The 22,861-nt window shown below is 59.1% G+C and carries 23 protein-coding genes; 15 read left to right on the plus strand and 8 right to left on the minus strand.

The genetic code is table 11. From position 1 onward, the window contains the following. Positions 1 to 38: 38 nt before the first annotated feature. Complete coding sequence (gene puuE / locus FE702_RS17980; RefSeq protein ID WP_147127776.1) at positions 39 to 1,451, minus strand: allantoinase PuuE; 1,413 nt, start codon at positions 1,449 to 1,451, stop codon at positions 39 to 41. A gap of 148 nt (positions 1,452 to 1,599) precedes the next feature. Between puuE and uraH the strand changes: the two genes are divergently transcribed. Next, positions 1,600 to 1,953, plus strand: coding sequence for a hydroxyisourate hydrolase (gene uraH / locus FE702_RS17985; protein ID WP_147127733.1), 354 nt, complete (start codon positions 1,600 to 1,602; stop codon positions 1,951 to 1,953). Between the two features lie 2 nt (positions 1,954 to 1,955). Here the strand turns inward: uraH and FE702_RS17990 are convergent, their stop codons facing one another. Beyond that, the gene (locus FE702_RS17990; RefSeq protein WP_147127734.1) at positions 1,956 to 2,876 is read right to left on the minus strand and encodes a LysR family transcriptional regulator; all 921 of its coding nucleotides are present in this window, start codon (positions 2,874 to 2,876) and stop codon (positions 1,956 to 1,958) included. A 99-nt stretch (positions 2,877 to 2,975) separates the two neighbouring features. Here FE702_RS17990 and FE702_RS17995 point away from each other — a divergent pair, with 99 nt between their 5' ends. The 9 genes from FE702_RS17995 (at position 2,976) to mnhG (ending at position 11,988) form a co-directional block, all read left to right on the plus strand. After that, positions 2,976 to 4,208, plus strand: coding sequence for a urate hydroxylase PuuD (locus tag FE702_RS17995; RefSeq protein ID WP_147127735.1), 1,233 nt, complete (start codon positions 2,976 to 2,978; stop codon positions 4,206 to 4,208). 12 nt (positions 4,209 to 4,220) lie between these two features. Continuing rightward, the gene (locus FE702_RS18000) at positions 4,221 to 4,994 is read left to right on the plus strand and encodes an aspartate dehydrogenase (RefSeq protein ID WP_147127736.1); all 774 of its coding nucleotides are present in this window, start codon (positions 4,221 to 4,223) and stop codon (positions 4,992 to 4,994) included. 18 nt (positions 4,995 to 5,012) lie between these two features. Further along, positions 5,013 to 5,828, plus strand: a complete 816-nt coding sequence (locus FE702_RS18005; protein ID WP_147127737.1) for a phytanoyl-CoA dioxygenase family protein — start codon at positions 5,013 to 5,015, stop codon at positions 5,826 to 5,828. 163 nt (positions 5,829 to 5,991) lie between these two features. Further along, positions 5,992 to 8,883: a monovalent cation/H+ antiporter subunit A gene (locus FE702_RS18010; protein WP_147127738.1), complete on the plus strand. Its 2,892-nt coding sequence runs from the start codon at positions 5,992 to 5,994 to the stop codon at positions 8,881 to 8,883. Beyond that, positions 8,883 to 9,230 carry a Na+/H+ antiporter subunit C gene (locus FE702_RS18015; protein ID WP_147127739.1) on the plus strand — a complete coding sequence of 116 codons (348 nt, stop codon included), beginning with the start codon at positions 8,883 to 8,885 and terminating at the stop codon, positions 9,228 to 9,230. Before FE702_RS18010 ends, FE702_RS18015 begins: the two co-directional genes overlap by 1 nt. Beyond that, entirely contained in the window at positions 9,227 to 10,768 is a 1,542-nt protein-coding gene (locus tag FE702_RS18020; RefSeq protein ID WP_147127740.1) for a monovalent cation/H+ antiporter subunit D, read from the plus strand. Before FE702_RS18015 ends, FE702_RS18020 begins: the two co-directional genes overlap by 4 nt. A 1-nt stretch (position 10,769) precedes the next feature. Further along, positions 10,770 to 11,276, plus strand: coding sequence for a Na+/H+ antiporter subunit E (locus FE702_RS18025; protein WP_147127741.1), 507 nt, complete (start codon positions 10,770 to 10,772; stop codon positions 11,274 to 11,276). Further along, the gene (locus tag FE702_RS18030; RefSeq protein ID WP_147127742.1) at positions 11,273 to 11,590 is read left to right on the plus strand and encodes a K+/H+ antiporter subunit F; all 318 of its coding nucleotides are present in this window, start codon (positions 11,273 to 11,275) and stop codon (positions 11,588 to 11,590) included. Before FE702_RS18025 ends, FE702_RS18030 begins: the two co-directional genes overlap by 4 nt. Then, positions 11,587 to 11,988, plus strand: coding sequence for a monovalent cation/H(+) antiporter subunit G (mnhG, locus tag FE702_RS18035; RefSeq protein ID WP_147127743.1), 402 nt, complete (start codon positions 11,587 to 11,589; stop codon positions 11,986 to 11,988). Before FE702_RS18030 ends, mnhG begins: the two co-directional genes overlap by 4 nt. Positions 11,989 to 12,003: 15 nt before the next feature. Here mnhG and FE702_RS18040 read toward each other — a convergent pair whose 3' ends face one another. Then, positions 12,004 to 13,014 carry a replication initiation protein gene (locus FE702_RS18040; RefSeq protein WP_147127744.1) on the minus strand — a complete coding sequence of 337 codons (1,011 nt, stop codon included), beginning with the start codon at positions 13,012 to 13,014 and terminating at the stop codon, positions 12,004 to 12,006. A gap of 631 nt (positions 13,015 to 13,645) precedes the next feature. On the opposite strand from FE702_RS18040, the gene FE702_RS18045 reads away from it, so the two are divergent. Then, positions 13,646 to 14,848, plus strand: a complete 1,203-nt coding sequence (locus tag FE702_RS18045) for an AAA family ATPase (protein ID WP_147127745.1) — start codon at positions 13,646 to 13,648, stop codon at positions 14,846 to 14,848. Beyond that, a complete protein-coding gene (locus tag FE702_RS18050; protein WP_147127746.1) occupies positions 14,845 to 15,828 on the plus strand; it encodes a ParB/RepB/Spo0J family partition protein in 984 nt (327 codons plus the stop codon). Before FE702_RS18045 ends, FE702_RS18050 begins: the two co-directional genes overlap by 4 nt. Before the next feature lie 61 nt (positions 15,829 to 15,889). On the opposite strand, the gene FE702_RS18055 is transcribed toward FE702_RS18050, so the two are convergent. Further along, the gene (locus tag FE702_RS18055) at positions 15,890 to 17,857 is read right to left on the minus strand and encodes a sensor histidine kinase (RefSeq protein WP_147127747.1); all 1,968 of its coding nucleotides are present in this window, start codon (positions 17,855 to 17,857) and stop codon (positions 15,890 to 15,892) included. A 234-nt stretch (positions 17,858 to 18,091) separates the two neighbouring features. Here FE702_RS18055 and FE702_RS18060 point away from each other — a divergent pair, with 234 nt between their 5' ends. Genes FE702_RS18060 through FE702_RS18070 form a run of 3 tightly spaced genes read left to right on the plus strand, consistent with a single transcriptional unit; the run spans position 18,092 to position 20,300 of the window. Next, positions 18,092 to 18,796, plus strand: a complete 705-nt coding sequence (locus FE702_RS18060) for an ABC transporter permease (protein WP_147127748.1) — start codon at positions 18,092 to 18,094, stop codon at positions 18,794 to 18,796. Next, the gene (locus tag FE702_RS18065) at positions 18,793 to 19,506 is read left to right on the plus strand and encodes an ATP-binding cassette domain-containing protein (protein ID WP_255449733.1); all 714 of its coding nucleotides are present in this window, start codon (positions 18,793 to 18,795) and stop codon (positions 19,504 to 19,506) included. The genes FE702_RS18060 and FE702_RS18065 overlap by 4 nt, the downstream gene beginning before the upstream one ends. Beyond that, on the plus strand, positions 19,503 to 20,300 hold the full coding sequence (locus FE702_RS18070; protein WP_147127749.1) for an ABC transporter substrate-binding protein: 798 nt from the start codon (positions 19,503 to 19,505) through the stop codon (positions 20,298 to 20,300). Before FE702_RS18065 ends, FE702_RS18070 begins: the two co-directional genes overlap by 4 nt. 92 nt (positions 20,301 to 20,392) lie before the next feature. Here FE702_RS18070 and FE702_RS18075 read toward each other — a convergent pair whose 3' ends face one another. The 4 genes from FE702_RS18075 to FE702_RS18090 are packed head-to-tail and all read right to left on the minus strand — an operon-like array spanning position 20,393 to position 22,844. Then, entirely contained in the window at positions 20,393 to 20,908 is a 516-nt protein-coding gene (locus FE702_RS18075; RefSeq protein ID WP_147127750.1) for a DUF6505 family protein, read from the minus strand. After that, on the minus strand, positions 20,905 to 21,588 hold the full coding sequence (locus FE702_RS18080) for a biotin/lipoate--protein ligase family protein (RefSeq protein WP_147127751.1): 684 nt from the start codon (positions 21,586 to 21,588) through the stop codon (positions 20,905 to 20,907). Before FE702_RS18080 ends, FE702_RS18075 begins: the two co-directional genes overlap by 4 nt. Further along, positions 21,585 to 22,646, minus strand: a complete 1,062-nt coding sequence (locus tag FE702_RS18085) for an Mrp/NBP35 family ATP-binding protein (RefSeq protein ID WP_147127752.1) — start codon at positions 22,644 to 22,646, stop codon at positions 21,585 to 21,587. Before FE702_RS18085 ends, FE702_RS18080 begins: the two co-directional genes overlap by 4 nt. 3 nt (positions 22,647 to 22,649) lie before the next feature. Further along, positions 22,650 to 22,844, minus strand: coding sequence for a DUF6494 family protein (locus tag FE702_RS18090; RefSeq protein WP_147127753.1), 195 nt, complete (start codon positions 22,842 to 22,844; stop codon positions 22,650 to 22,652). Between the last annotated feature and the right edge of the window lie 17 nt (positions 22,845 to 22,861).

Here is a 22,861-nt window from a genome sequence, read left to right on the forward strand (position 1 = left end):
GGCCTCCTGCGTGATCGGACGTGCTGTGAGCGTCCTGGTCATGTCGAGAACTTTTCTTCGAGCCGTAGCTCGGCAATCCGTTCGACCTGACGGCAGGCCTCGGCAAACTCGGTGTCGCGGTCGCTGTTGATCCGTTTGTGAAACGCGTCGAGGATCGTCGCCTTGGTGTTGTCTTTGACAGCGATGATGAACGGAAACCCGAATTTCTGTGTGTAGGTTTCATTCAACTCGGTAAACGTGGCGCGCTCTTCATCGGTCAGCATATCAAGTCCGGCCCCCGCCTGTTCGGCAGTGCTCTCAGCCGTCAGTCGACCAGCGGCGGCCAATTTCCCGGCAAGGTCCGGGTGCGCATTCAACACGCCCAGCCGTTTGTCATCATCCGCTGACCGGAAAATCCGTGCCAAGGCCGAATGCACGCCCGCGGCCGTGTCATGCGTCGGCCCCAGTTCCAGCGCGTGAGCACCTTCGGCAATCCAAGGGCTGTGTTCAAACACGCCGCCGAATTCAGCCACAAAGGTGTCACGGTCCATGTCGGAAGGTCGTGTTTCACGCACCGGTGGATGCTCCTTTGCCCAGTGTTCGGCAATCTCAAGACGGGTGGCAAACCAGACGCCCCCGTGAGCTTGGAAGTACTCAAGAACACGCTTCAAGGCCGCGATGCGGCTGGGGCGACCGATCAGGCGACAGTGCAGGCCGATTGACATCATTTTAGGCGCACCGCCCAGACCTTCGGCATAAAGCGTGTCAAAGGCGTCTTTCAGCGTCGATTCAAACTGATCGCCATTCGTGAATCCCGCCTGAATCGCAAAGCGCATGTCGTTGCAATCCATTGTGTACGGCACGACCAGCTGATCGCGGTCGCCGTAGCGGACCCAATAGGGCAGATCGTCGGCATAGCTATCAGCGACATAGGCAAACTGGCCTGTTTCGGCGACCAGCCACTCGGTGTTCATCGAACATCGGCCCGTGTACCACCCCTGCGGTGCCGTGCCGGTCACCTCGGTGTGCAGGCGGATTGCCTCGTCAATCTGCGCCTGCTCTTCCTCGGCAGACATGTCCTTGTGCTCGATCCATTTCAGGCCGTGGCTGGCAATCTCCCAGCCCGCGTCCTTCATCGCCTTCACCTGCTCGGGCGCACGGGCAAGCGCAGTTGCGACCCCATAAACGGTAATCGGCGTGTCCTTCAAAAGACGATGCACACGCCAGAACCCTGCGCGCGCGCCGTATTCATAGATGGATTCCATGTTCCAATGGCGCTGACCGGGCCAGGGTTGAGCACCCGTGATTTCGGACAAGAACGCCTCGGATGCGGGATCACCGTGAAGGATGTTGTTTTCGCCGCCCTCTTCGTAGTTCAGGACGATCTGAACAGCGATCTTTGCCCCACCGGGCCAGTTGGCCACAGGGGGTCTCGCGCCGTATCCGGTCAGGTCTCTTGGATATCGGGTCACAGGTCGATCCTTTTCGTTCACCGAGGCATAAACCAAATAATCCCAGATTTTTTTCAAAAAAAACGAAAAGGAGCCTTCGGGCAGACCGGCTTTGTTTCCATCGGAGCTTTTGTCCTAGAAGCGGAGCATTCCTCAGGAGACGCTAACGATGACCGGTTACCTCACCACGCATGTCCTTGATACCGCACGCGGCTGCCCAGCCGAGGGGCTGAAAATCGAGTTGTTCCGTCTTGATGGCACAGGCCGCACGTTGCTGAAAACGCTGCACACAAATGATGACGGCCGCACGGATGAACAAATCCTGCCCGCCGATGCCTTTGAAATCGGGGAATACGAGCTGGTGTTTCACGCGGGCGCTTATCTGGACGCAAGCGGCACCCCACCCGAGGACCCAAGGTTTCTGAACATCATTCCAATCCGCTTCGGGATGTCAGAGCAGTCGCATTACCACGTGCCACTGCTGCTCTCGCCATTCGGGTATTCGACGTATCGCGGCAGCTAAGCCTAGAGCGCCTGATCCGCGGCCTTGATGGTCCGCGCAACGCGGTCGATCATGAACTCCATAAAGAGGCGCGTTTTAGGGTCCTGCCTGCGACGGTGGGTAAAGAGGCACGCCATTTGGATGGGTGCGGGTGGTGAGTTTTCCGCCACAGGCACCAGCGCACCCGACCGCAAATGGTCTGCAATTTCAAAGACCGGCTTCATCACAACCCCATGTCCCGCCAGTGCCCAATCCGTCAGGACATCGCCATCGTCGGACTCGTAATGCCCCGTGACGCGGAACCGTTTGGGTCCCATCGGCGTCATCAGCCGCCAGTGAAATTCAGTGGCCCCCGGAAAGCGCAGGCTCAGACACTCATGTCCATCAGAGACAAGGTCATTGCCGTCCGCAGGCATACCCCGCCGCGCGATATACTCGGGAGCGGCGCATAGGATGCGTTCGACATCCGCAATCTTGCGGATGCGCAGATTGCTGTCCTCGGGTTCTCCCAGAAAAAACGCCAGATCCAAACCTTCGGTCGTCAGATCAACCTTCCTGTCCGTCAGCCGCAGACGCACGCTGACCTCTGGATAGTCCTTGAGGAAATCAGGCACCTGCGGCGCAATCAAACGCCGCCCGACGCCCAGCGGTGCAGCGACGTATAGCGAGCCTTTCAGGTTTTCGGTGATATTGACGATCTGCGCTTCGGCGCTCTCGACAGCTTCGAGGATTTCCGACGCGCCGCGATAGAACGACTTGCCCTGCTCGGTCGGTGCCAGACTGCGTGTGGTGCGTTGAAACAGACGCACGCCCAGATGCTCTTCCAGCTGCGAAATCCGCGAGGACGTGACAGCCGGTGAAATCCGCAGGTCGCGCCCGGCGGCAGACATGCTTCCTAACTCATAGACACGGACAAATGTGCGGATATTGTCGAGATAGGACATTATTCTGATTTTTTTGATGCTGCTTGGTCTTTGGCAGCAATACCAGAACAAACCGCACGCGCCTAGGGTGCCGGAAACGACGAATCTTGGGGGAACCGCATGTACGATCTGGCAATACTTTGGGACTGGATCGCCTTTTCCGTCCGTTGGTTGCACGTCATCACCGCGATGGCCTGGATCGGGGCGTCGTTCTATTTCATCGCGCTCGATCTGATGCTGAAGCCGAACAAGGCCCTGCCAGAAGGCGCGCATGGCGAAGAATGGGAAGTCCACGGCGGCGGCTTTTATCACACCGTCAAATACATGGTCGCTCCTGCCGAGATGCCAGAGCACCTGACATGGCACAAATGGCAGAGCTACACGACATGGCTGTCCGGCGCGGCGCTCTTGATGATCGTTTATTGGGTGGGGGGCGAGCTCTTCCTGCTGGACCCGACCAAGGCCGATCTCGCCCTCTGGCAAGGTATCCTGATTTCAGGCGGGTCGCTGACGATCGGCTGGCTGTTTTATGACCAGATGTGCAAATCCAAGCTGGCCGAGACGCCAACCCTCTTGATGCTTCTCTTGTTCGTGATCCTCGTGATTATGTCCTGGGGCTACAATCAGATCTTCACCGGACGCGCTGCGCTTTTGCATCTGGGCGCGTTCACGGCGACGATCATGACCGCCAACGTGTTCTTTCAGATCATGCCGAACCAGCGGATCGTTGTCGCCGATCTCAAGGCCGGGCGCACGCCCGACGCCAAATACGGCAAGATCGCCAAGGTCCGGTCGACCCACAACAATTACCTGACCTTGCCGGTCGTGTTCCTGATGCTGTCGAACCACTATCCTCTGGCCTTCGCCACCGAATATGCGTGGATCATCGCGAGCTTGATCTTTTTGACCGGCGTCACGATCCGCCACTACTTCAACACCATGCACGCCACCGGCAAGGGACCGCATTGGACGTGGGGTGTCACGGCGCTCTTGATGGTGTTGATTGCGTGGCTGTCGACGGTTCAGACCGGCGAGACATGGGAAGACGCAGAGGCGCGCGCGCTGACGCCTTATGAAGAGAAATACGTGTCAGCGGCGTCGTTCGAAGAGGCGTACGACGTGGTCATCGGCAACTGTTCGATGTGCCATGCCCGCGAACCGGTCTGGGGCAATATGCAATGGGCGCCCAAGGGCGTGTACCTCGAAAGCCCCGGCGACGTCGCCCGTCACGCGGATCAGATCTACTTGCAAGCCGGGGTGAGCCACGCCATGCCTCCTCCGAACGCAATTCAAATGGACGAAGACGCGCGGCGCACATTGGTTGCGTGGGTGCGCGAGGTCCGCAACCAGTAAGGCAACGGTGTCATGCACATCGCATTGATCGGGTTCGGCAGCATTGGCCGCGAACTACATGCCAGGTTTGCGGACACAGAGGGCATGACCCTCTCGGCCCTGACGCGATCCCCCATCACCGACGCACCGCCTGAACTCCGACAGGTCCACAGTTTGAACGCTCTTCTGGAAGGGCGACCGGATCTAGTTGTCGAATGCGCCGGACAAGGCGCTGTCCGCGAATTTGGAGCGACGGTGCTGAATAGCGGCACGCCTCTGTTGATCGCCTCCGTGGGGGCCTTGGCGGACCCGACTCTGGAACGCGACCTCCACACCGCGGCCAAGGCCGGTCGCGCGCAGCTGATCCTGCCCTCCGGCGCCATTGGTGGCCTCGATCTCTTGCGTGCCGTGTCCGCCGAGGGAGACACAACCGTCTCTTACATCGGAACCAAACCGCCCGCCGCATGGAAGGGCACGGCAGCAGAAGACCGGGTTGATCTGGATACCCTCGAACAGCCTTCTGAATTCTTCAGCGGTTGGGGCCGCGAAGCCGTCAGCATATTTCCCAAAAACGCGAATGTCGTGGCGGCGCTTGCGCTTGCCGGGCCGGGATTTGAACGGGTGAAGGTATCGCTCGTGGCTGACCCGTCCGTCTCGGGCAACATCCACAGCTATCAGGTGACCTCGCCTGCCTGCTCTTACGAGATGAAGATCATCGGCGCTCCCAGCAGCGGGAACGCCAAGACATCTTTGACAACCGTCCTCAGCATCGCCGACGAAATCCGTCGCTTCGCGCGCCTGAGTTAATGGAGTGACACTTTAGCCATGACCCATCCCTTGCTGACCGTTGATGACATAGACACTTTCCAAAAGGACGGTGTGGTCCTGATCAAAGGACTGTTCCGCGATCAGGTCGATCTCTTGCGCGCTGGCGTGGAACGCAACATGGCTGAGCCGGGACCCTATGCCGCCGAAAACCTGAAAGAGGGTGAAGGCGGACGCTTCTTTGATGACTATTGCAATTGGGAGCGCATCCCGGAGTTTCGCGAGGCCATTATGGCCTCCCCTGCCGCTCCGGTCGGCGCGGAGCTAATGCAGTCCAAGACGGTGCAGCTTTTCCATGATCATGTTCTGGTCAAGGAACCCGGCACCTCGAAGCCGACGCCATGGCATCAGGACGGGCCCTATTACTTTGTCGAAGGGCGTCAGACGATCAGTTTCTGGTCGCCCCTTGATTCTGTCGAAGACGCAACACTGCGCTGCGTTGCCGGATCACACCTTTGGGACAAGCCCGTGCTGCCAACCCGCTGGCTGGCCGAAACCAGCTTTTATCCAAACGAAGAAGACTACATGCCCGTGCCGGACCCAGACGCAGAGGCGATGGAAATCCGAGAGTTCACCATGGAGCCGGGCGACGCGGTTGCCTTCAACTTCATGATCCTGCACGGCGCACGCGGCAACACGACCGAGAAACGACGACGCGCCTTTTCGCTTCGCCTAGTCGGGGATGACGCCCGATACACAGAACGGCCGGGCCGCACGTCGCCACCGTTTCCGGGGCACGATATGGTCCAAGGGCAGAAGCTGCGCGAAGATTGGTTTCCCACGCTGTTGGATCAATCGGCAGGTGAGTCCGCATGACCTCACAGGTCCTTGCCGGATAGAGATATCCACTCGGAAAACAAATCTGCCTGAAATTTGAGCACACTGCGCGTCGAAGCGACCGATTTTAGATCGATTTCCCTTGAGGTTCCGCGCGTCGAGTTACAGTTAACACACAACTTTGGTCGGGTTAGGAGCGCGCGTGTCCCTTTTTCTCATCGTTGCGGTGCCCTTTTTGGGTGCCTTGCTGCCTGGGTTGATGAATTCGGCGGGTCGAAAGGCCTGTGCCGGGGTCACGTTCATGGTCACACTTGTTGCCTTTGTCGGGTTGTTGTCCCAACTCCCCGCAGTTTTGGCGGGCGAAGTTGTGCAGGCGCGGGTCGAATGGCTGCCCGCGCTTGGGTTGAATGTGAACCTCCACCTTGATGGTCTGGCGTTCTTCTTTGCCGCCCTCATTTTGGGCATCGGTCTTTTGATCATCGCCTATGCCCGCTCTTACCTCGCGCGCGGCGACAATATGGGCGAGTTCTTTACCTACCTGCTCCTGTTCCAAGGCGCGATGGTCGGGATCGTCCTGTCGGACAACATCCTTCTCCTGCTCATCTTCTGGGAAATGACCTCGCTCGCGTCGTTCTTGCTGATTGGCTACTGGAAACACGTGGTCGAAGGTCGCCAAGGCGCACGGATGGCGCTGACGGTCACGGGCATGGGTGGTCTGGCGTTGATCGGTGGTTTGCTGATCCTCGGACAGATTGCCGGGTCCTATGACCTGTCCGTCATCCTTGAAAATCGCGAGGCCATTCAGGCATCGCCGCTTTATGTCCCTGCCCTATTGCTGATCCTCTTGGGCTGTTTCACCAAATCGGCGCAGTTCCCGTTCCATTTCTGGCTGCCCCGCGCGATGGCGGCTCCGACACCTGTGTCGGCCTACCTGCACTCTGCTACCATGGTGAAGGCTGGTATCTTTATGATGGCCCGCCTCTGGCCTGTGTTGTCGGGCACGACCGAGTGGTTCGTGATCGTGACGACGGCGGGCCTGCTGACCATGGTCATTGGGGCGCTGATCGCGCTTTTCAAACACGACCTGAAGGCTTTGCTTGCCTATTCGACCGTGTCGCATCTGGGCCTGATCACCATGCTTCTGGGGACAGGCACGGCCTTTGGCGCGATGGCGGCGATGTTCCACATCCTGAACCACGCGACGTTCAAGGCCGCGCTCTTTATGTCAGCAGGGATCGTCGATCATGAGGCCAAGACACGCGATATTCGTCTGTTGGGCGGTCTGCGCAAACTCATGCCGATCACCTTTGTGATTGCCACCATCGCGGCGTTGTCGATGGCCGGTATCCCCTTTCTCAACGGTTTCTTGTCCAAGGAACAAATGCTGGAAGAAGCAAACCGCACAGTCCTGTTCGGGGCACCCTGGCTGGTGCCTGTTTTGGCGACGGTCGGCTCGCTTTTCTCAGCCGCCTACTGCTTCCGTTTCATCGGTCACACGTTCTTTGGACCAGTCCGCGACGACTATCCTGCAAAGCCGCATGATCCGGGCGCGGGCTTGTGGCTGCCGCCTGCGATCCTTGTCGTTTTGGTGATTGTCATCGGTGTCGCGCCGTTCCTTGCCGAACCTTTCGTGAAACTTGTGACCGCAGACGTCCTAGGCGCGGCTGCAGAGGTGCCAAAAGCTTACTTCAAGATTTGGCACGGGCTGGTGCCTGCCTTGTTCATGTCAATCATCGCTGTTGTTGGCGGGTTCCTGATGTATCTGGTCTTTGCGCCGCTTCTGCGGGCATGGGACGCGACCCCGCGCCCGGATGCCAAACCCATGTTCGATGGCGTCATCGCAGGTGCTGTGGCTCTGGCCCGCGGGCTGATTGCGCCAATCCATGACGGAGCTTTCACACGCTATGCAGCGGTCATGGTCTTGGCGGTTCTGGGGGCCGGTTATTACGCCTTTGGCACGGGTGTTGTCGGCGCGACTGCGCGTGAGATGCAGCCGATGACCCCGATTGCCGTCGGCGGTTGGGCCATGGTCATTGCCGCAACGGCGGTTCTGGTCGTGATGCACCGCTATCGCCTGTTTGCTTTGGTGATGATCGGCATCGTCGGTCTGATGGTGTCGGCTGGCTTTGTCTTCTTCAGCGCGCCTGACCTTGCGATGACCCAGTTCACGGTCGAGGTCGTGACGATCATCCTGCTGCTCTTGGCCTTGAATTTCCTGCCCAAGCGGACCCCGGATGAAAGCGGCGCGCTGCGCCGTATTCGCGATGCAGGCATCGGGATCATTGGAGGGATCGCGGCCACTGCATTGTCGTTTCACTACTTGATGCGGGACGCCATCGAAGGCCCGATTTCGGCCTTCCATGTCGCCAACTCGTACAAAGGCGGCGGCGGCACCAATATGGTCAACGTGATCCTTGTCGATTTCCGGGGCTTTGACACCTATGGCGAGATCATCGTTCTGGGCATCGCAGCCCTGCTGATCTACGCGCTGACGGAAACTCTGTTGAGCGGCCCCGTCCGCGCGCGGCTGCTGAACCGGAAACCGGATCAGGCCTTTGCAGGTGACGCCCATCCGATGATGATGGTGGTCCTGACCCGCGTGATCATGCCCATTGTGCTGATGGTTGGTTTCTACATCTTCCTGCGCGGTCACAATGAACCCGGCGGTGGGTTCATCGCTGGTCTGATCGTGTCGATCGCTGTTGTGATGCAGTACATGGCGTCTGGTTTTGGCTGGACCTCGGCGCGGCTGCGCTATCCCTACCATGGTGTGATTGGCGCGGGTGTGCTGGTCGCGGGCCTAACGGGGATTGGCTCCTGGTTTGTTGGCAAACCGTTCCTGACATCTGATTTCACCTACGTGCGTATTCCGCCTTTCCAAGAATTCGAACTGGCCACAGCCGCGCTGTTTGACGTGGGTGTGTTCCTTGCGGTCGTCGGCGCTGTGATGCTGTCGCTCGAAAGCTTCTCGCGCCTCGCGCGCCGGGTCGACATGGTCGAATCCGAACACCCCATGGAAATCAACCCGGCCCGTGACGATCCAGCAGAAGACCCGCTGAACGAATTACGCAAAGCCAGGACGGAGACAGCATAATGGAGCTTTTGGTTGCCTCTGCCATCGGTGTTCTAACCGCCGGTGGTATCTATCTGGTGCTGCGCCTGCGGACCTTTCCGGTGATCCTCGGGATCTCGCTTTTGACTTATGCGGTGAATGTATTCCTGTTTGCCTCGGGTCGTCTGACCATTGGCGCAGGTCCGATCCTGAACCGCTACGAAGACCTGACCTACGCGGACCCCTTGCCCCAAGCGCTTGTGCTTACGGCCATCGTGATTTCCTTTGGCATGACTGCGGTTGTCGTGATGATCGCGCTCGGCGCGTTTCTTGGTGCGAATGATGACCATGTTGACGACATTGACGACACCGAGGAGAGCGCCCAATGACCCATTGGCTGATTGTCCCCGTTGTTCTGCCGGCACTCATGGCCCCGTTTATCGTCCTGGCCGCGCGCTATCACCTGTCGATCCAGCGTGTGATGTCGGTTGCAACGATGCTGGCGCTTGTTGCTCTGGGTGCGGGCCTGATGTGGCAGACCTCTGACGGCACCGTCCTTTTGTATCAGCTGGGCGACTGGGCCGCGCCATTCGGCATCGTTCTGGTCGGCGACCGGCTGTCGACGATGATGGTGCTTTTGACGGCCATTCTGGCTCTGTTCGTGCTGATCTATGCGATTGGGTCTGGCTGGGACACGCGCGGTAGACACTTCCACGCGCTTTATCAGTTTCAGTTGATGGGCATCCTCGGTGCGTTCCTGACGGGTGACCTGTTCAACCTGTTTGTCTTCTTCGAAGTGCTGTTGATCGCCTCCTATGGCCTGATGATCCACGCGGGCGGCAACGAGCGCCTGAAAGCGGGCGTTCAATATGTGCTCTTTAACTTGCTGGGTTCGACGCTGTTTCTTTTCGCGCTTGGCTCGATCTACGCGGAAACAGGCACGCTCAACATGGCAGATCTGGCAATCCGTGTTCAGGGGCTGGAGCCGGGTGCGGAGACCGCTGGTCTACGCGTGGCTGCTGTCTTGCTGATCCTCGTTTTCGCGATCAAGGCGGCGTTGGTGCCGCTGCATTTCTGGCTGCCGTCGAGCTATGCCGAGGCCCCTGCCCCGGTGGCAGCGCTTTTTGCGATCATGACCAAGGTCGGCGCCTATGCCATCATCCGCGTCTACACGATGGTCTTTCCTGCCGAAATCGAGGCGACAGCAGGGTTGCACGGGACATGGCTTCTGCCGTTGGCACTGGTGTCGGTTGCTGTGGGCGCTCTTGGTATTCTGGCCGCGAAAAAGCTGGATCGCCTTGTGACCTTTGCCGTGATCAGTTCGATGGGCACGGTTCTGGTCGCGGTTGGCATGTTCAGTCAGGTCGGCATCGCTGCCGCGCTTTATTACATGCTGCATTCGACGTTGGCAGCAGCCATCCTGTTCCTTGTCGTCGACCTCACACGTCATGGCCGGGACACATTGCAACTGATCACGCGCGCTCCGGTCGCGGGGGCTGCACTAACGGCGGGTCTGTTCTTTTTCGGCGCAATCGCGATGACGGGTCTGCCGCCGCTTTCGGGCTTTCTGGGCAAGATCATGGTGTTGCAGGCAGGATTTGCCCAACCGGCCGCGGTCTGGATTTTTTCCGTGATCCTCATCTCAAGCCTTGTGAGCGTCGTTGGCTTTGGCCGCGCAGGAAGCACGGTCTATTGGAAGGCCAATATCGTGGAGCCTGACCCGGAGTCCGAGGCCACGGCCCCGTCGGTCATGGCCTATGCGGGCGTTGGTGGCTTGGCCGCTGTCCTGATCCTGCTGACCGTCTTTGCCGGGCAGGTTCACAGCTATACGCAGGCCACATCGGCACAGCTATTCGCGCCGAACACGTATCTAAGCGTTGTGCTTGAGACACCCGGCAAGCTGAGCGATCCGAAGGGAGGAGAATGAGATGGAAAATAGGTCTCTGTTCCAGCGGATTGTACCGCATCCCTTCCTGACGATCCTGTTGGCCATCGTCTGGATTGTGCTTCAGAACCAGTTCTCTTGGGGCATGGCGGTGTTCGGGCTGATCCTTGGCATCATCATTCCCTTTGCCACCGCCCCATGGTGGCCGCTGTCGCCACAATCGTTCCGCATGGGCAAGATGTTTAGCTACGCGGTGATCGTGCTTTGGGACATCATCGTCGCGAATATCGAGGTCGCATGGATCGTTCTGACGGTTCCAAATGAAAAACTGAAACCCGCATGGATTTCGATCCCGCTGACGCTGAAACAGCCAGAGGCGATCACGATGCTGGCCGGGACGATTACGCTGACCCCCGGCACGGTGTCGGCGGATATGTCGAGCGGGGGGCACTCTCTCTTGGTCCATATCCTGCACACAGACGACCCTGATGGTGTCCGCGATGAAATCATGTCGCGCTATCAGGCCCGGCTCGAGGAGATTTTCGCATGATTGATCTTTTCAACCTGCCCGTCGGCGACGGACCCGGCGCGACCTTTCTCGCTTGGTCTGTGGCCATCAGTTTCGCTGTGGTGGTCATATCCCAGATCCTTGCCATGGTGCGGGTGGCGGTCGGACCGGGTTCTGGCGACCGTATCCTTGCGCTTGATACCATGGTGGTGAACGCCATCGCATTGATCGTCCTTTTGGGCATTTCCCAAGGCACTTCGATCTATTTCGAAGCCTCGTTGATCATTGCCATGCTGGGCTTTGTATCCACCGTCGCGCTCGCGCGCTTTATCTTGCGGGGGGACATCATCGAATGACCTGGACTGTGATTGGAACCTACGCGACCGCCATCTGTCTTTTGATCGGCTCTGCCTTTGTCATGGTCGGCACCATCGGGCTTGTGAAGCTGAAAGACAGCATGACCCGCCTGCACGCCCCGACCAAGGTCGGCACCGTCGGTGTCGGTGCCGTGCTCGCGGCATCGATCATCCATAACTTCACCTTCGGGTACGGGTCCTACCATGAGGTCCTGATCATGGCGTTCCTGTTCGTCACTGCGCCCGTGTCAGCGAATTTCATCGCCAAGGTGAACATCCACGAGCGCGAATGCGACACGCCGCCCAAACCCACGGTGGACGAACACTGGGCAACGTTGAAGCCCAACGGCATCGAAAAGATGCCGGATCAGCCCGCACAGCCCAGTAATGGGGGCTAAATTCGAAATGCCTGGCTAGATCGGGTTCGCCTCGGCGAATTTGCGAAAGAACGCCAGAAAAGCCCTGTCGGCATCCTCCGGCGGGGCCTTTCCTTTCATCCAGTCGCGCCACTGCCCTTCGACGTGGTAAATATCGTAGCCAGCGTGGCGCAGGCGGGCGGTCTCATAGGTTTCCGACCGCAGAGACGGCCCTTTGTCATCCAACCACGCTGGACGCGCCTTCACGGTCTCGGTCGTACCTTGGGTCCGTGCCTTGCGGCCGACCTTGCTGAACTGAAGTTCACGCTCGGCGGCGGCCGTGCCGCCAGCATCCTTGGACCACCAGCGCAGCTCAACATGGGTGACGCGGCGCCCCGTCTTGATCGGCTCAATCGCCACGACGTAGTCGCTGAGCGCATTGACCTCGGCCATAGCCGGATCAATCGCGCGCAGCTTGAGGTTGGACCAAGACCCGAGCTTACCCTTGGGCACGCCCAGGACCCCGCGCAAATCCTCAAGGCTGAACTTTTCCGATGACCGCCAACGCAGCTTGCCGCGTTTCTGGATCATCTCGTAGAGCGTCAGCGCGTATTTCGACGACAGCGCAAACATGACCTCACGCTGAAGACGCGCAAAGACGGTGCTGTCCTTGATGATGTTGCGCAGGCGCGGCGGGATTTCATACTCCAGCAGCCCGTCGCGCCGGGTTGTCTCGATGTTGCCGCCCAACAATTGCACCCGCTCAATCGCAGGTTCGCCGTCATGGGTCACGCGCACCTTCACGATGGATGACATCAGCCGCTCAATCGACTCCCCCACCCTGTCGTTGGAATTATGCGACCCGCGCAGATCAGATTTAGCGATGACATGAGTCACCGGCTTGTCGATGGCATCCCAAGCGTTTTCGAGGAGTTGGTTGTAAATGCGCCGGTCAGCCAGCGTCAGCGGCGTGACCTCGACCAGATCGACCAGCTCACCCGGCTTGACCAGCGTTTCCGCATTCGGGCGTGCATCGACGGTACGGATCGGTCTGTCTGCTGGGGCCATGTCGAAATCTCTTACCTGCTCTGGCTTACTTTTGTAGGCTCTTTGGCGTAAGTTATCACGAAGGCAGGTTTCGGTAAATCACCCAAAACGTAAGCCTTACGAATCGGGATCAGGCCCTACCGATTCGCATCTCACTGAGAAGACTAGCCTTTTTCGGCACAAAATTCCCGCTTGATCCCGCACCCGAAAGGTAAGCTTTCAGAGCCCACCCCATCCGTAAGTGCTACCGCCCCAGAACGTATCGCGAGCCATCCCAAGATGTAGGTAAATCCGACCCAATACGTAAGCTTTCAGGAAATTTTCCAAGTAATTTCATGGGCTAACGGGCCTTGAATCAGAACCATATGAACAAGGAACCAAGACGTTTCTGTTTATTTGGTTTTTGAGGGTTTTTGGGTGCAGGTTCGACCCCACGTTTTCAGCGAACACCGTTACTCTTACATATCGGGACGAAGGCGACAGTTTCCTCTAAACATCGGCTTCAATTTGCTAGTGAGCCATCTAGATACCAAAACCTGAAACCCTGATGCGCAGGGTGCGGTTTTTGAGGCGTACTTCCGCAAACTTCGCACTTTACCCCACAAGCGTTTACCAGCATGATTCTCGAAAACGTTTGAGGATCGTAGCACACATGGACAACTCCGCACTGCCACCAGTGACGTTGGAGGATCTGGAAACACTCGCCAACCGCGCTTCGACAGTCATTTCCCGCTTGCGCGAACGGGTCTATGCCCCCGGCGCGGACAAGCAGCTGGACCTGCGTTTCAACATGCGCTCCGCCGCTGAGATGGTTGGACGCAGTGAGAAAGCGATCCGCGATGCCGAGGATGACGGTCGTTTGCCGACCCCGGATAAGGACCCAAAAACCAACCGTCGAACGGGCTATGCCCTGAGCGACATCAACCGCATGCGCGAGTTGTTCGGCACGCAACCGCACCGCGCTGAGACAGACCGGGCGCTGGTGCTGGCGATCCAGAACTTCAAAGGCGGTGTCGGGAAATCGACCGTGGTCTGTCACTTGGCCCAGTATCTGGCCCTGAAAGGCTACCGCGTCTGCGTCATTGATTGCGACAGTCAGGCCAGCACCACCAGTGTCTTTGGCCTGAACCCTGACGTCGATGTCGATGAGGACGAAGACACCCTCTATCCCTTTTTCCGTCATGGTGGGCCGACGTCACTGCACTATGCGCTGCGGGCCACGTATTGGCCCGGTGTGGCGCTGATTCCGGCGAATTTGGGTCTGTATGATGCGGAGTATGAGTTCGCAGCGCGCATGGTGCGAGAACAGACATTTGTCCTAGACCGGCTCCGTTCAGGTATCGACACCATCAGGGATCAGTTTGACGTCATCCTTCTCGATCCGCCCCCTGCCCTCGGGATGCTGTCACTGTCTGTGCTTCGGGCTGCAGATGCGTTGGTGATCCCGGCGCCGCCAAACAACATTGATTTCGGGTCGACCGCGCATTTTCTCAAGATGATGGGCGCAACGCTCCATGAACTCGCAGAAGCCGGCGGTGCGCGTGATTACGCCTTCCTTAAGATTCTCGCCACCAAGATGAATGACAACAAGTCGGCGCATGTGGCGATCAAACGGATGATGGAGGCTGTGTTCCCGATGGACATGATGCAAGCCGTTCTCAAGGACAGCGCCGAAATCGACAATGCCTCGGCCAATCTGTCGACGGTCTATGAAACCACCGGGCCGGGCACTCGAACCGAAACCTATAAACGCTGCCGCGCCTACCTGGACGCTGTGAATCGAGAGATCGAAATCCTGATCCGCAAGACATGGCCCAGCCACCACCCCGCGCTCAGAAAGGAAGGCCTGCTATGAGCAAGAAACACAGTCACCTTTATGACGATGTTCTGGGCGGATTGGATGATGTCCCGGCAGAGCGGCCCTCACAACGCGGCAGTCGGTTTTTGAAGCGGTCCACCACGATTGCCGACCAGTTATCTGGTGAGGTCGAAGAAAAGACCTTGCGCTGGGTCGACCCGGCTGAGTGCAAGATGTGGGCGCGCCACAACCGCGACTACGGGCTTCTGACCGAAGAGAATTGTCGCGATTTGATTGACGGCATCCGTGCCCAAGGGCGTCAGGAATTTGCAGCCATCGTGCGGCCCATCGACGACCCCAACTATAGCTATGAGGTGATCTGTGGCGCGCGACGGCACTTTGCCGTCAGCTGGCTACGGGCCAACACCTACACCCAATTCAAATACCTTATCGATGTTCGCGAGATGAGCGACGAAGAGGCGTTTCGCCTCGCCGATATCGAAAACCGCGATCGCGAAGACATCAGCGATTTTGAACGCGCCATCGACTACGCTGACGCGATTGAACGCTATTATGGCGGCAAGCAGAAGGCGATGGCGGAACGGCTCGAAGTCAGCCCGCCATGGCTGTCCAGATACTTGCAGCTGGCAAAATTGCCTGCCGATATTGTCAACGCGTTTGCAACGATCCGGGACATCAAGGAACGGCACGCGCGCGATCTGAAACCCATCATCTCTGATCCTGAGGCCAATACCCGCGTGCTGGAAGCAGCGCGTGTGCTGGGTGCCGAACAAGCCCGCGCGCGCAGCGGGAAGGGCCGCTTGCTTGATGGCCCAGAGGTGATGAAACGTTTGAAAGCGGCGGCGAGGCCCCCTGCCCCACCCAAACAGGAAGACGGCACGGAATACAGCCGCTCGACCCATGACACGCCCATCCTCGTGCGGCATCGAGGCCGCAAAACAGTGATCGAGTTTGACAGCACCTTGTCGAACGATGCGCTGAGTGCCGCACTTGGTCAGTTTCTGGAAGAGCGTTAAAAAAGTTGCCCATGGGCAATTCAAGGGGTGGCATGACTCGAGTTGCCCATGGGCAACTTTTTCACTGAGCCGCGATGCTTTGCTCAGCCAACGGAATCCACACCGAGAAAACCGCCCCGCCATCGGGATGATTTCGGGCTGTGATCTGCCCGCCTGTGCGCTGGATGATGGCCTGCGAAATCGAGAGGCCTAGACCGGTGCCTTCCGCCTGTTTCGTCGTGAAGAACGGATCGAAGACGGTGTCCAGGGCGTCTTTCGGAATGCCGGGACCGCTGTCGCGCACCTCAAACGACACACCGGCCTGCCCATCTTGCGTTGCTTGCGCCAAGCTCAACGAGAGGTCGCCAGCGCCTTGCATCGCTTGCACAGCGTTAACCAGAAGGTTGATAATCACCTGTTGAATTTCGCCTGTCTCCGCTTCGATTGAGGGAACTTCACGTAGATCGCAATGGATGGCGATATCACCCTTACGCAATTCATGATCAACCAAGAGCAAGCAGTCTTCGATTACGCTCTTTAGGTCGACAGAGGTGAGGCTTTCGTTGAATTCCCCTGGGCGGGCAAAAGTCAAAAGCTTTCCGACAATGGCGCGGATACGGCCAACCTGTTGGTCCACGAGATCAAGCTCTGTCTCAACGGGGTCGGCTTGCGGTCCAAGGACCTCTCGCATGACGTCCACATTGCCCTGAATGACAGCCACCGGATTATTGATTTCATGGGCGACGCCAGCTGTGATTTCGCCAATCGCGGCCAACTTTTCGCTCATGACCAATTGACGATAGGTTTCTTCCAGCTTGGCATTTGTTTCGCGCAACTCGGCGGTGCGTTGATCGACGCGGGTATTCAGCTCATCCGCCCAGGCCCGAAGTTTCTGGTCCCGGTCCTGAACCTGATCCAGAAGGTCGTCGAGGTGGTCCGCGACCTGGCCGATTTCATCGCGCCGCTGCGAATGGCCATTCCGTGCCGATAGATTGCCGTTGCTGACGCGCTGCATCGTGCGCGTCATCTTTTCCAAAGGCGCGAAGACACCGCGCGCCATCCACAGGAAGACAGGGACCGACAGGATCAGAACACCTGCAACAGCCGCGATCATCCAGATCAGCGCCTCACGTTTTGCGGCGGAGAACGGACCTTCGAGGAACCCGACATAAAGCATGCCAACGCGTGTGCCAAAGCTGTCCCGGATCGGAAGGTAGCCGGAAATATACCACTCGTTCACGACAAAGGCGCGGTCGAGCCACGTCTGTCCTTCGTCCAGAACTGCGCCCCGCACAGCCGCCGAGACGCGCGTTCCAAGCGCGCGTACATCTTCGAACAACCGCACGTTGGTCGACACGCGCACGTCGTCCAAAAACAAGGTAGCTGTGCCTTGGTTCTCACCGCCGGTTACGGCGTTCAAATAGACAAGCGCGTTGATCGTATCGATGAAATCCAGATTGCGGTTCAAGAGGATGCCGCCGATCAGAACGCCCCGCGCTGTATCGGTGCGGACAGGGCTCGCGGCGTGGACGACCATGCCGCGGTTTTCCTCCGTGCGGTCGGTGGGAACAGCGGCTGCCGTGTCGATCAGCGCGACACGCGCGCGCTCAGCCAATCCGTCGGCCAGGTCCTCAAGATCCTCGGCGGGAAAAATGTCTATTTCGGTGCGCGATGATCCGTCGAGCGCGGTCGCGATCACAGGCCAACGTGCGGCGGCATCAATCGCGTCCTCGTCCGGCAGGTAGTACAGGAAATCAAGGCCCAGCTCTGCGCGCGTCTGGTCGAAGAACGCAGTTGTCGCCACTTCACCTGTGTTCAGCGCCCGCGCGAAGGACACGGAGTCCGCCACAGAGCGCAGGTCATCACCTGTGCTGACGAGGATTTGGGTCAGGTATTGTTCTGCAATGCGCAGGTCGCTTTCGACCTTGGCGATCAGCAGCTCGTCATAATCCGCCGTCCACCGCGCCATGCCCAGAAGCAAAAGCAACGGCAAAAGCAGCATGACCGGCACAAGGGCCAGCACGAGCAGGCGCAGGCGAACAGTTCTCACGAAAATCGGCCCTCCGGTTTGTACCGTCAGCCTATCCGGGGGAACCGCTTCGGGCAAATCCTGACGCGCGCGGTGCGGAGCCAGCAGCCTTGGGACATTTTGACCGGCGGGTGGCCAAACCCTCGGACAGCTTGGGTCAGGCTGCCCAGTCAGTTGAGAGGTGGCGTTTTCGGGGTGGCATACCGTCGAATGCCGCTGCAAACCTGTGCCCAAAGCACGAAACGGAGTTCGGTGATGACCGACCTTTGGAGCGGTCTGAGCCAAGCCTTCTGGCTGGTCGTGACCGCCGACGCAGAACTGGCTGAGATTGCGCTGCGCAGTCTGCACGTGACGCTGACAGCGTTGGTGCTGGGCTGTGCGATTGCGATGCCGTTGGCGGCTCTGCTGGCGGTGCGTCGGTTCCGTTGGCGGCGCACGGTGATCGCCGTGTTGAATGCTCTGATGGGGTTGCCACCCGTTGTTGTCGGTCTCGTGGTCTACATCCTGTTGTCACGATCCGGGCCATTCGGGGTCTTTGGGCTTCTTTTTACGCCGACGGCCATGATCATCGCTCAGATGGTGATCATCATTCCTCTGATCGCCAGCATCGCGCATCAGTCCTTGCGCGATTTGTGGCAGGATTATCATGACCTGCTGATTTCCATGAATGTCACGCAGTGGCAAAAGATCCGCACGTTGCTGTGGGATGCGCGGCGCGCGCTGTTGACGGCGGCCTTGGCGGGGTTTGGGCGTGGTATCGGAGAGGTTGGCGCGATCATGATCGTCGGCGGCAACATCGATAACGCGACGCGTGTTTTGACGACAGCCATCGCGCTTGAGACCGGAAAGGGTGACTTTGCCTTGGCTCTAGCCCTAGGGATCGTTTTGATCGGCCTGACCATTGCGGTGAATCTGTGCATCCATTGGCTGGGCCAAACCGAACGGGAGGGCCGGTGGTGAGCAGCCTGTTTCCCCTGACCGTCGAAGGCGCGGAAACGCGCCGCCGTGGAAAGACATTGGTTGGGCCTGTGTCGATGACGCTGACCGGGGCAGGGGCCACGGTTGTGGTCGGGCCGAACGGAGCCGGTAAGACGACGTTGCTGCGACTGCTGCACGGCGCGGCGCGCCTGAATGCCGGGTCAATCCGCTGGGCCGTTCCGACAGAGCAGGCACAAGAGGCGCAGGCCTTTGTCTTTCAGCGGCCTGTCATGCTGCGGCGAAGCGTGGTGGAAAACCTGATCTATCCACTGCGCCTTCGCGGCACGCCCCGCAAAGCCGCAGCTGCCGAGGCCGAGGCGTGGGCGGCGCGCGTGGGATTGTCTGACATGCTGCATCGTCCGGCGACCGTCCTGTCCGGCGGAGAGCAGCAAAAGCTGGCGATCGCCCGGGCTTTGATCATCAAACCGCAGGTCGTGTTTCTCGATGAACCGTGCGCATCACTGGATGGGCGCGCCACCGCCGAGATCGAGTCGATCCTGCAGGACACCAAAGCCGCCGGGACCCATCTGATCCTGTCGACACATGACATGGGGCAGGCGCGCCGGCTTGCTGATGAGGTGGTGTTCATGCTGCATGGTCGCGTACATGAGACCTCCGCAGCCGCGGCGTTCTTTGATGCGCCGGAAACTGCCCCGGCGCGGGCCTTCTTGAATGGAGATATCGTTACATGATCCGCATCGTTAGTGTAGTTTTTGTCTTACTTTTCGGGACGGCTGCCCAGGCCACGGATGTGATGCGCATGGCGGTGACAACGTCATTTCATAACTCTGGTCTGGCCGAAGTTCTGCTGCCCGAGATCAAGGCGGAGTTGGATATTGAGGTGCAGTTGCTGGTGGTGGGGACAGGCCAGGCGCTGAAACTTGGCCGGGCAGGGGACGTTGATGCAATCCTCGTGCATTCAAAGGCGGCTGAAGAGGCGTTTGTCGCCGAGGGCTATGGGCCTTACCGGCGCGAGATCATGTATAACGATTTCGTCTTTATCGGGCCGTCAGGGGATCCAGCAGGTGTGAAATCGTCTGAGAGCGCCTCAGAGGCTCTTCAGGCGATCTCAGAGGCCCAATCGACGTTTGTCAGCCGTGGGGACGACAGTGGCACCCACAAGAAGGAATTGAGCCTGTGGGAGGCTTCTGGCGCCTCGCCAGAGGGTCGATGGTACAATGCCGTGGGTGCGGGCATGGGCGCGGCGCTGAACACGGCCTCTGGCCTGAATGCCTATATCCTGTCAGATCGGGCCAGCTGGCTTAATTTCGGCAATAAGGGCGATCTGGCGTTGCTCTATGCCGGTGATCCGGTTCTGTTTAACCAGTACGCCTATCTGCCTGTCAGCACCGAGCGCCACCGTCACGTGAAAGGTGATCTGGTGCAGAGCCTGGAAAACTGGCTGGTGTCGGACAAAGCGGCTGAGTTGATCAACGGCTACACCATCGATGGTGAGACCCTGTTTGTGTTCAACGCGGTGAATTAAACGCTCGGTCGGTACGGTAGCGCCGCCCCGTGGGGGCGGAACGGCGCGGCCCGGCGGTGCCGCCGGGCGGTTCATAGACTCAAAGCACAGTGTTAATGCGAATGCCCGTGCGCACCGTCGCCGGTATCTCCATGGATCGCGAACTGATCCAGACCTGCATCCTGCGCTTCGATCATGCGGAAGCTCTCCCTTACACCCGCATCGGTCAGCTCGCGCGCAACGGTCAAAAGCGTGTTTGGATCATGGTCGGCGCAAAGATCGACCATTTGGGCGATTTCTTCGCGTGCGACGGGCAGGGCGGCGTCGGGCGAGGGCGCGCCGTAATAGGTCACGAAATGCTGGGCCAAAAGCGCGGCAAGGGTTTCTAACTCTGCGTCCTCGATCTGGGTGACCGCTACAAACGTCACGCGCCCACCGGTTTCCAGCCCGAACCAGCCGTTGGAAAACGCCTGTCGCGCTTTGCCTGTCAGATCCCCTTCGGTCCAGTTTGAGAACTCGAAACCGCCAGAAATGCACCATTCGCCGGTGCGTGCCGGGTTTGCAAAAACGCGTTGATCGCTCTCGTCGAAATGGATGGCGCGAGCAAGCTTTTGAGGGGCGGTTGTCATGGCGTCTCCAACAGCGTTGTCAGCGGGATTGCGGTGGTATTGTCATCTTTGCGCAGCAGCATGCCAAAATCCTCGTCGACGCCCAGGAATGTGCCGTCCTCGGTGTCTTCGCCGATCCCATGCGCAAGGCCGCGCCATTCGGTGTGCAAGGCGCGTGACCCGTCAGATTCCCAGCGTGTGATCCAGTTCAGCGTGTGCCGCGCCCAGGCCTCAACCAAAAGAGGAGGCTGAACCTCGGCACAGCCTTCGACAAAGAGCGCGGTTTCATCTGGTGTATGGCCGGTCTCGTCGGTTTCAGGCAACAGAGGCAAGACAAACCCGACCACCAGCCAATCCGGCGTTTCGGCCGGATTAGGGTCTGACGCTGCCACCGAGAAACGACCGCAGGAAGCGCCATTGATCCGGATGCCGCCACTCCATTCCAAATGAACGGCCACCTCGGGCGGGGCAAGCGCGCCCAAGGCATTCTGAAATCCGACGCCACATAGGGGCAACATCGTCATCGCTTGCGCCAAGGGAACCTCTGGCGCGAACACCATCGCCGCTTCGATCCGACTGGCACCCAATACGTAAGAGATCAGGCCCGCGTCACATCCCAGCGTTGCGCGCCGCGCCGCATGGCCAAATGCATCTGACTGGACGTCTTCTCCGTACATCAGCGGCGGAAAGCTGGGGGTCATGCGGCCCCCCGTGCAACCAGCGCCTGTGCCACGTCCTGAAACGCCTTGGCCTGTTTGCTTTCAGGCTGGCTGACGGCAATCGGTGCGCCGCCGTCGGCGGCCAGTCGGATCTGCAGGTCCAGAGGCACTTCGGCCAGCAATGGCACGTTCAACTTGGCGGCCTCGGCTGCAACGCCGCCGTGACCAAAGACATGCTCTTCATGGCCACAGTTGCTGCAGATATGTGTGCTCATGTTCTCGATCATGCCAAGGATCGGCACGTTCAATTGCTGGAACATGTCGATGCCCTTACGCGCATCAAGCAGGGCAATATCCTGCGGTGTGCTGACGATGATCGCTCCGTCGACCTGCGCCTTTTGCGCGAGCGTCATCTGGACGTCACCCGTCCCGGGCGGCAGGTCGACCAAAAGCACATCGAGCGCGCCCCATTGCACCTGCATCATCATCTGCTGGAGCGCGCCCATGAGCATCGGCCCACGCCAGACGACTGCCTGATCTTCGTTGGTCATCAGGCCAATCGACATCATCGTGACGCCGTGGTTGCGCATCGGCAGGATGATCTTGCCATCCGGGCTGGCTGGCCGACCAGAAACGCCCAGCATCCGGGGCTGTGACGGCCCGTAAACGTCTGCATCCAACAGACCTACACGACGACCTTGTTGCGCAAGCGCGCAGGCGATGTTGGCCGACACTGTAGATTTCCCGACGCCGCCTTTGCCGGAGGCGATGGCAATTATCCGATCCACGCCGGGGATTTTTTGCGGGCCTTTGGGTTCCGACGGACGGTTTGGTTTCAGGTCCGGGGGCGGGGCCTTGTCTTCGTGCGCGGTCATGATGATCGAGACCTTCTCGACCCCCAGCGCCTTGATCGCCGCTTCGGCGGCGGCTTGCACCTCTCCGTAGGCTTTGGCCTGCGACGGGGCGATTTCCATGACGAAACGTACGCCACCGTCATCAACGTTCAGCGCCCGGACAATCCCTGCGGACATGATGTCAGAGCCCGACACCGGGTCTGTGATCCCTTTCAGCGCGGCTGTGACCGCGTCACGATTTGCCACCTATTAACCCTCGATCTTACCGTTGACTTCGTGGGTCATGCCCAGCTCTTCGATGGTGATGACGGCCTTGACCGCGAATGGCCCTTTTCCGTCCGCGCTGCGCACGGCCTCTTCAATGGCCTGCTGCGACGTGACGCCGACCTGCTTGAGGAACTTGCGCATCGACATGTTGAAATCGTTGGGTGCTTCGTCTGACATTGGTGCTTCCTCTCCCC

This window comes from Shimia ponticola (assembly GCF_007995215.1).
GTDB lineage: Bacteria > Pseudomonadota > Alphaproteobacteria > Rhodobacterales > Rhodobacteraceae > Shimia_B > Shimia_B ponticola.

Bases quoted from the DNA above. Each gene is read 5' to 3' on its own strand.
- FE702_RS18025 (WP_147127741.1), top strand. From the start codon at position 10,770: ATGGAAAATAGGTCTCTGTTCCAGCGGATTGTACCGCATCCCTTCCTG.
- FE702_RS18050 (WP_147127746.1), top strand. From the start codon at position 14,845: ATGAGCAAGAAACACAGTCACCTTTATGACGATGTTCTGGGCGGATTG.
- FE702_RS18060 (WP_147127748.1), top strand. From the start codon at position 18,092: ATGACCGACCTTTGGAGCGGTCTGAGCCAAGCCTTCTGGCTGGTCGTG.
- mnhG (WP_147127743.1), top strand. From the start codon at position 11,587: ATGACCTGGACTGTGATTGGAACCTACGCGACCGCCATCTGTCTTTTG.
- FE702_RS18045 (WP_147127745.1), top strand. From the start codon at position 13,646: ATGGACAACTCCGCACTGCCACCAGTGACGTTGGAGGATCTGGAAACA.
- FE702_RS18020 (WP_147127740.1), top strand. From the start codon at position 9,227: ATGACCCATTGGCTGATTGTCCCCGTTGTTCTGCCGGCACTCATGGCC.
- FE702_RS18015 (WP_147127739.1), top strand. From the start codon at position 8,883: ATGGAGCTTTTGGTTGCCTCTGCCATCGGTGTTCTAACCGCCGGTGGT.
- FE702_RS18080 (WP_147127751.1), bottom strand. From the start codon at position 21,588: ATGACCCCCAGCTTTCCGCCGCTGATGTACGGAGAAGACGTCCAGTCA.
- FE702_RS18090 (WP_147127753.1), bottom strand. From the start codon at position 22,844: ATGTCAGACGAAGCACCCAACGATTTCAACATGTCGATGCGCAAGTTC.
- uraH (WP_147127733.1), top strand. From the start codon at position 1,600: ATGACCGGTTACCTCACCACGCATGTCCTTGATACCGCACGCGGCTGC.
- FE702_RS17995 (WP_147127735.1), top strand. From the start codon at position 2,976: ATGTACGATCTGGCAATACTTTGGGACTGGATCGCCTTTTCCGTCCGT.
- FE702_RS18005 (WP_147127737.1), top strand. From the start codon at position 5,013: ATGACCCATCCCTTGCTGACCGTTGATGACATAGACACTTTCCAAAAG.
- FE702_RS18030 (WP_147127742.1), top strand. From the start codon at position 11,273: ATGATTGATCTTTTCAACCTGCCCGTCGGCGACGGACCCGGCGCGACC.
- FE702_RS18040 (WP_147127744.1), bottom strand. From the start codon at position 13,014: ATGGCCCCAGCAGACAGACCGATCCGTACCGTCGATGCACGCCCGAAT.
- FE702_RS18070 (WP_147127749.1), top strand. From the start codon at position 19,503: ATGATCCGCATCGTTAGTGTAGTTTTTGTCTTACTTTTCGGGACGGCT.
- FE702_RS17990 (WP_147127734.1), bottom strand. From the start codon at position 2,876: ATGTCCTATCTCGACAATATCCGCACATTTGTCCGTGTCTATGAGTTA.
- FE702_RS18000 (WP_147127736.1), top strand. From the start codon at position 4,221: ATGCACATCGCATTGATCGGGTTCGGCAGCATTGGCCGCGAACTACAT.
- FE702_RS18075 (WP_147127750.1), bottom strand. From the start codon at position 20,908: ATGACAACCGCCCCTCAAAAGCTTGCTCGCGCCATCCATTTCGACGAG.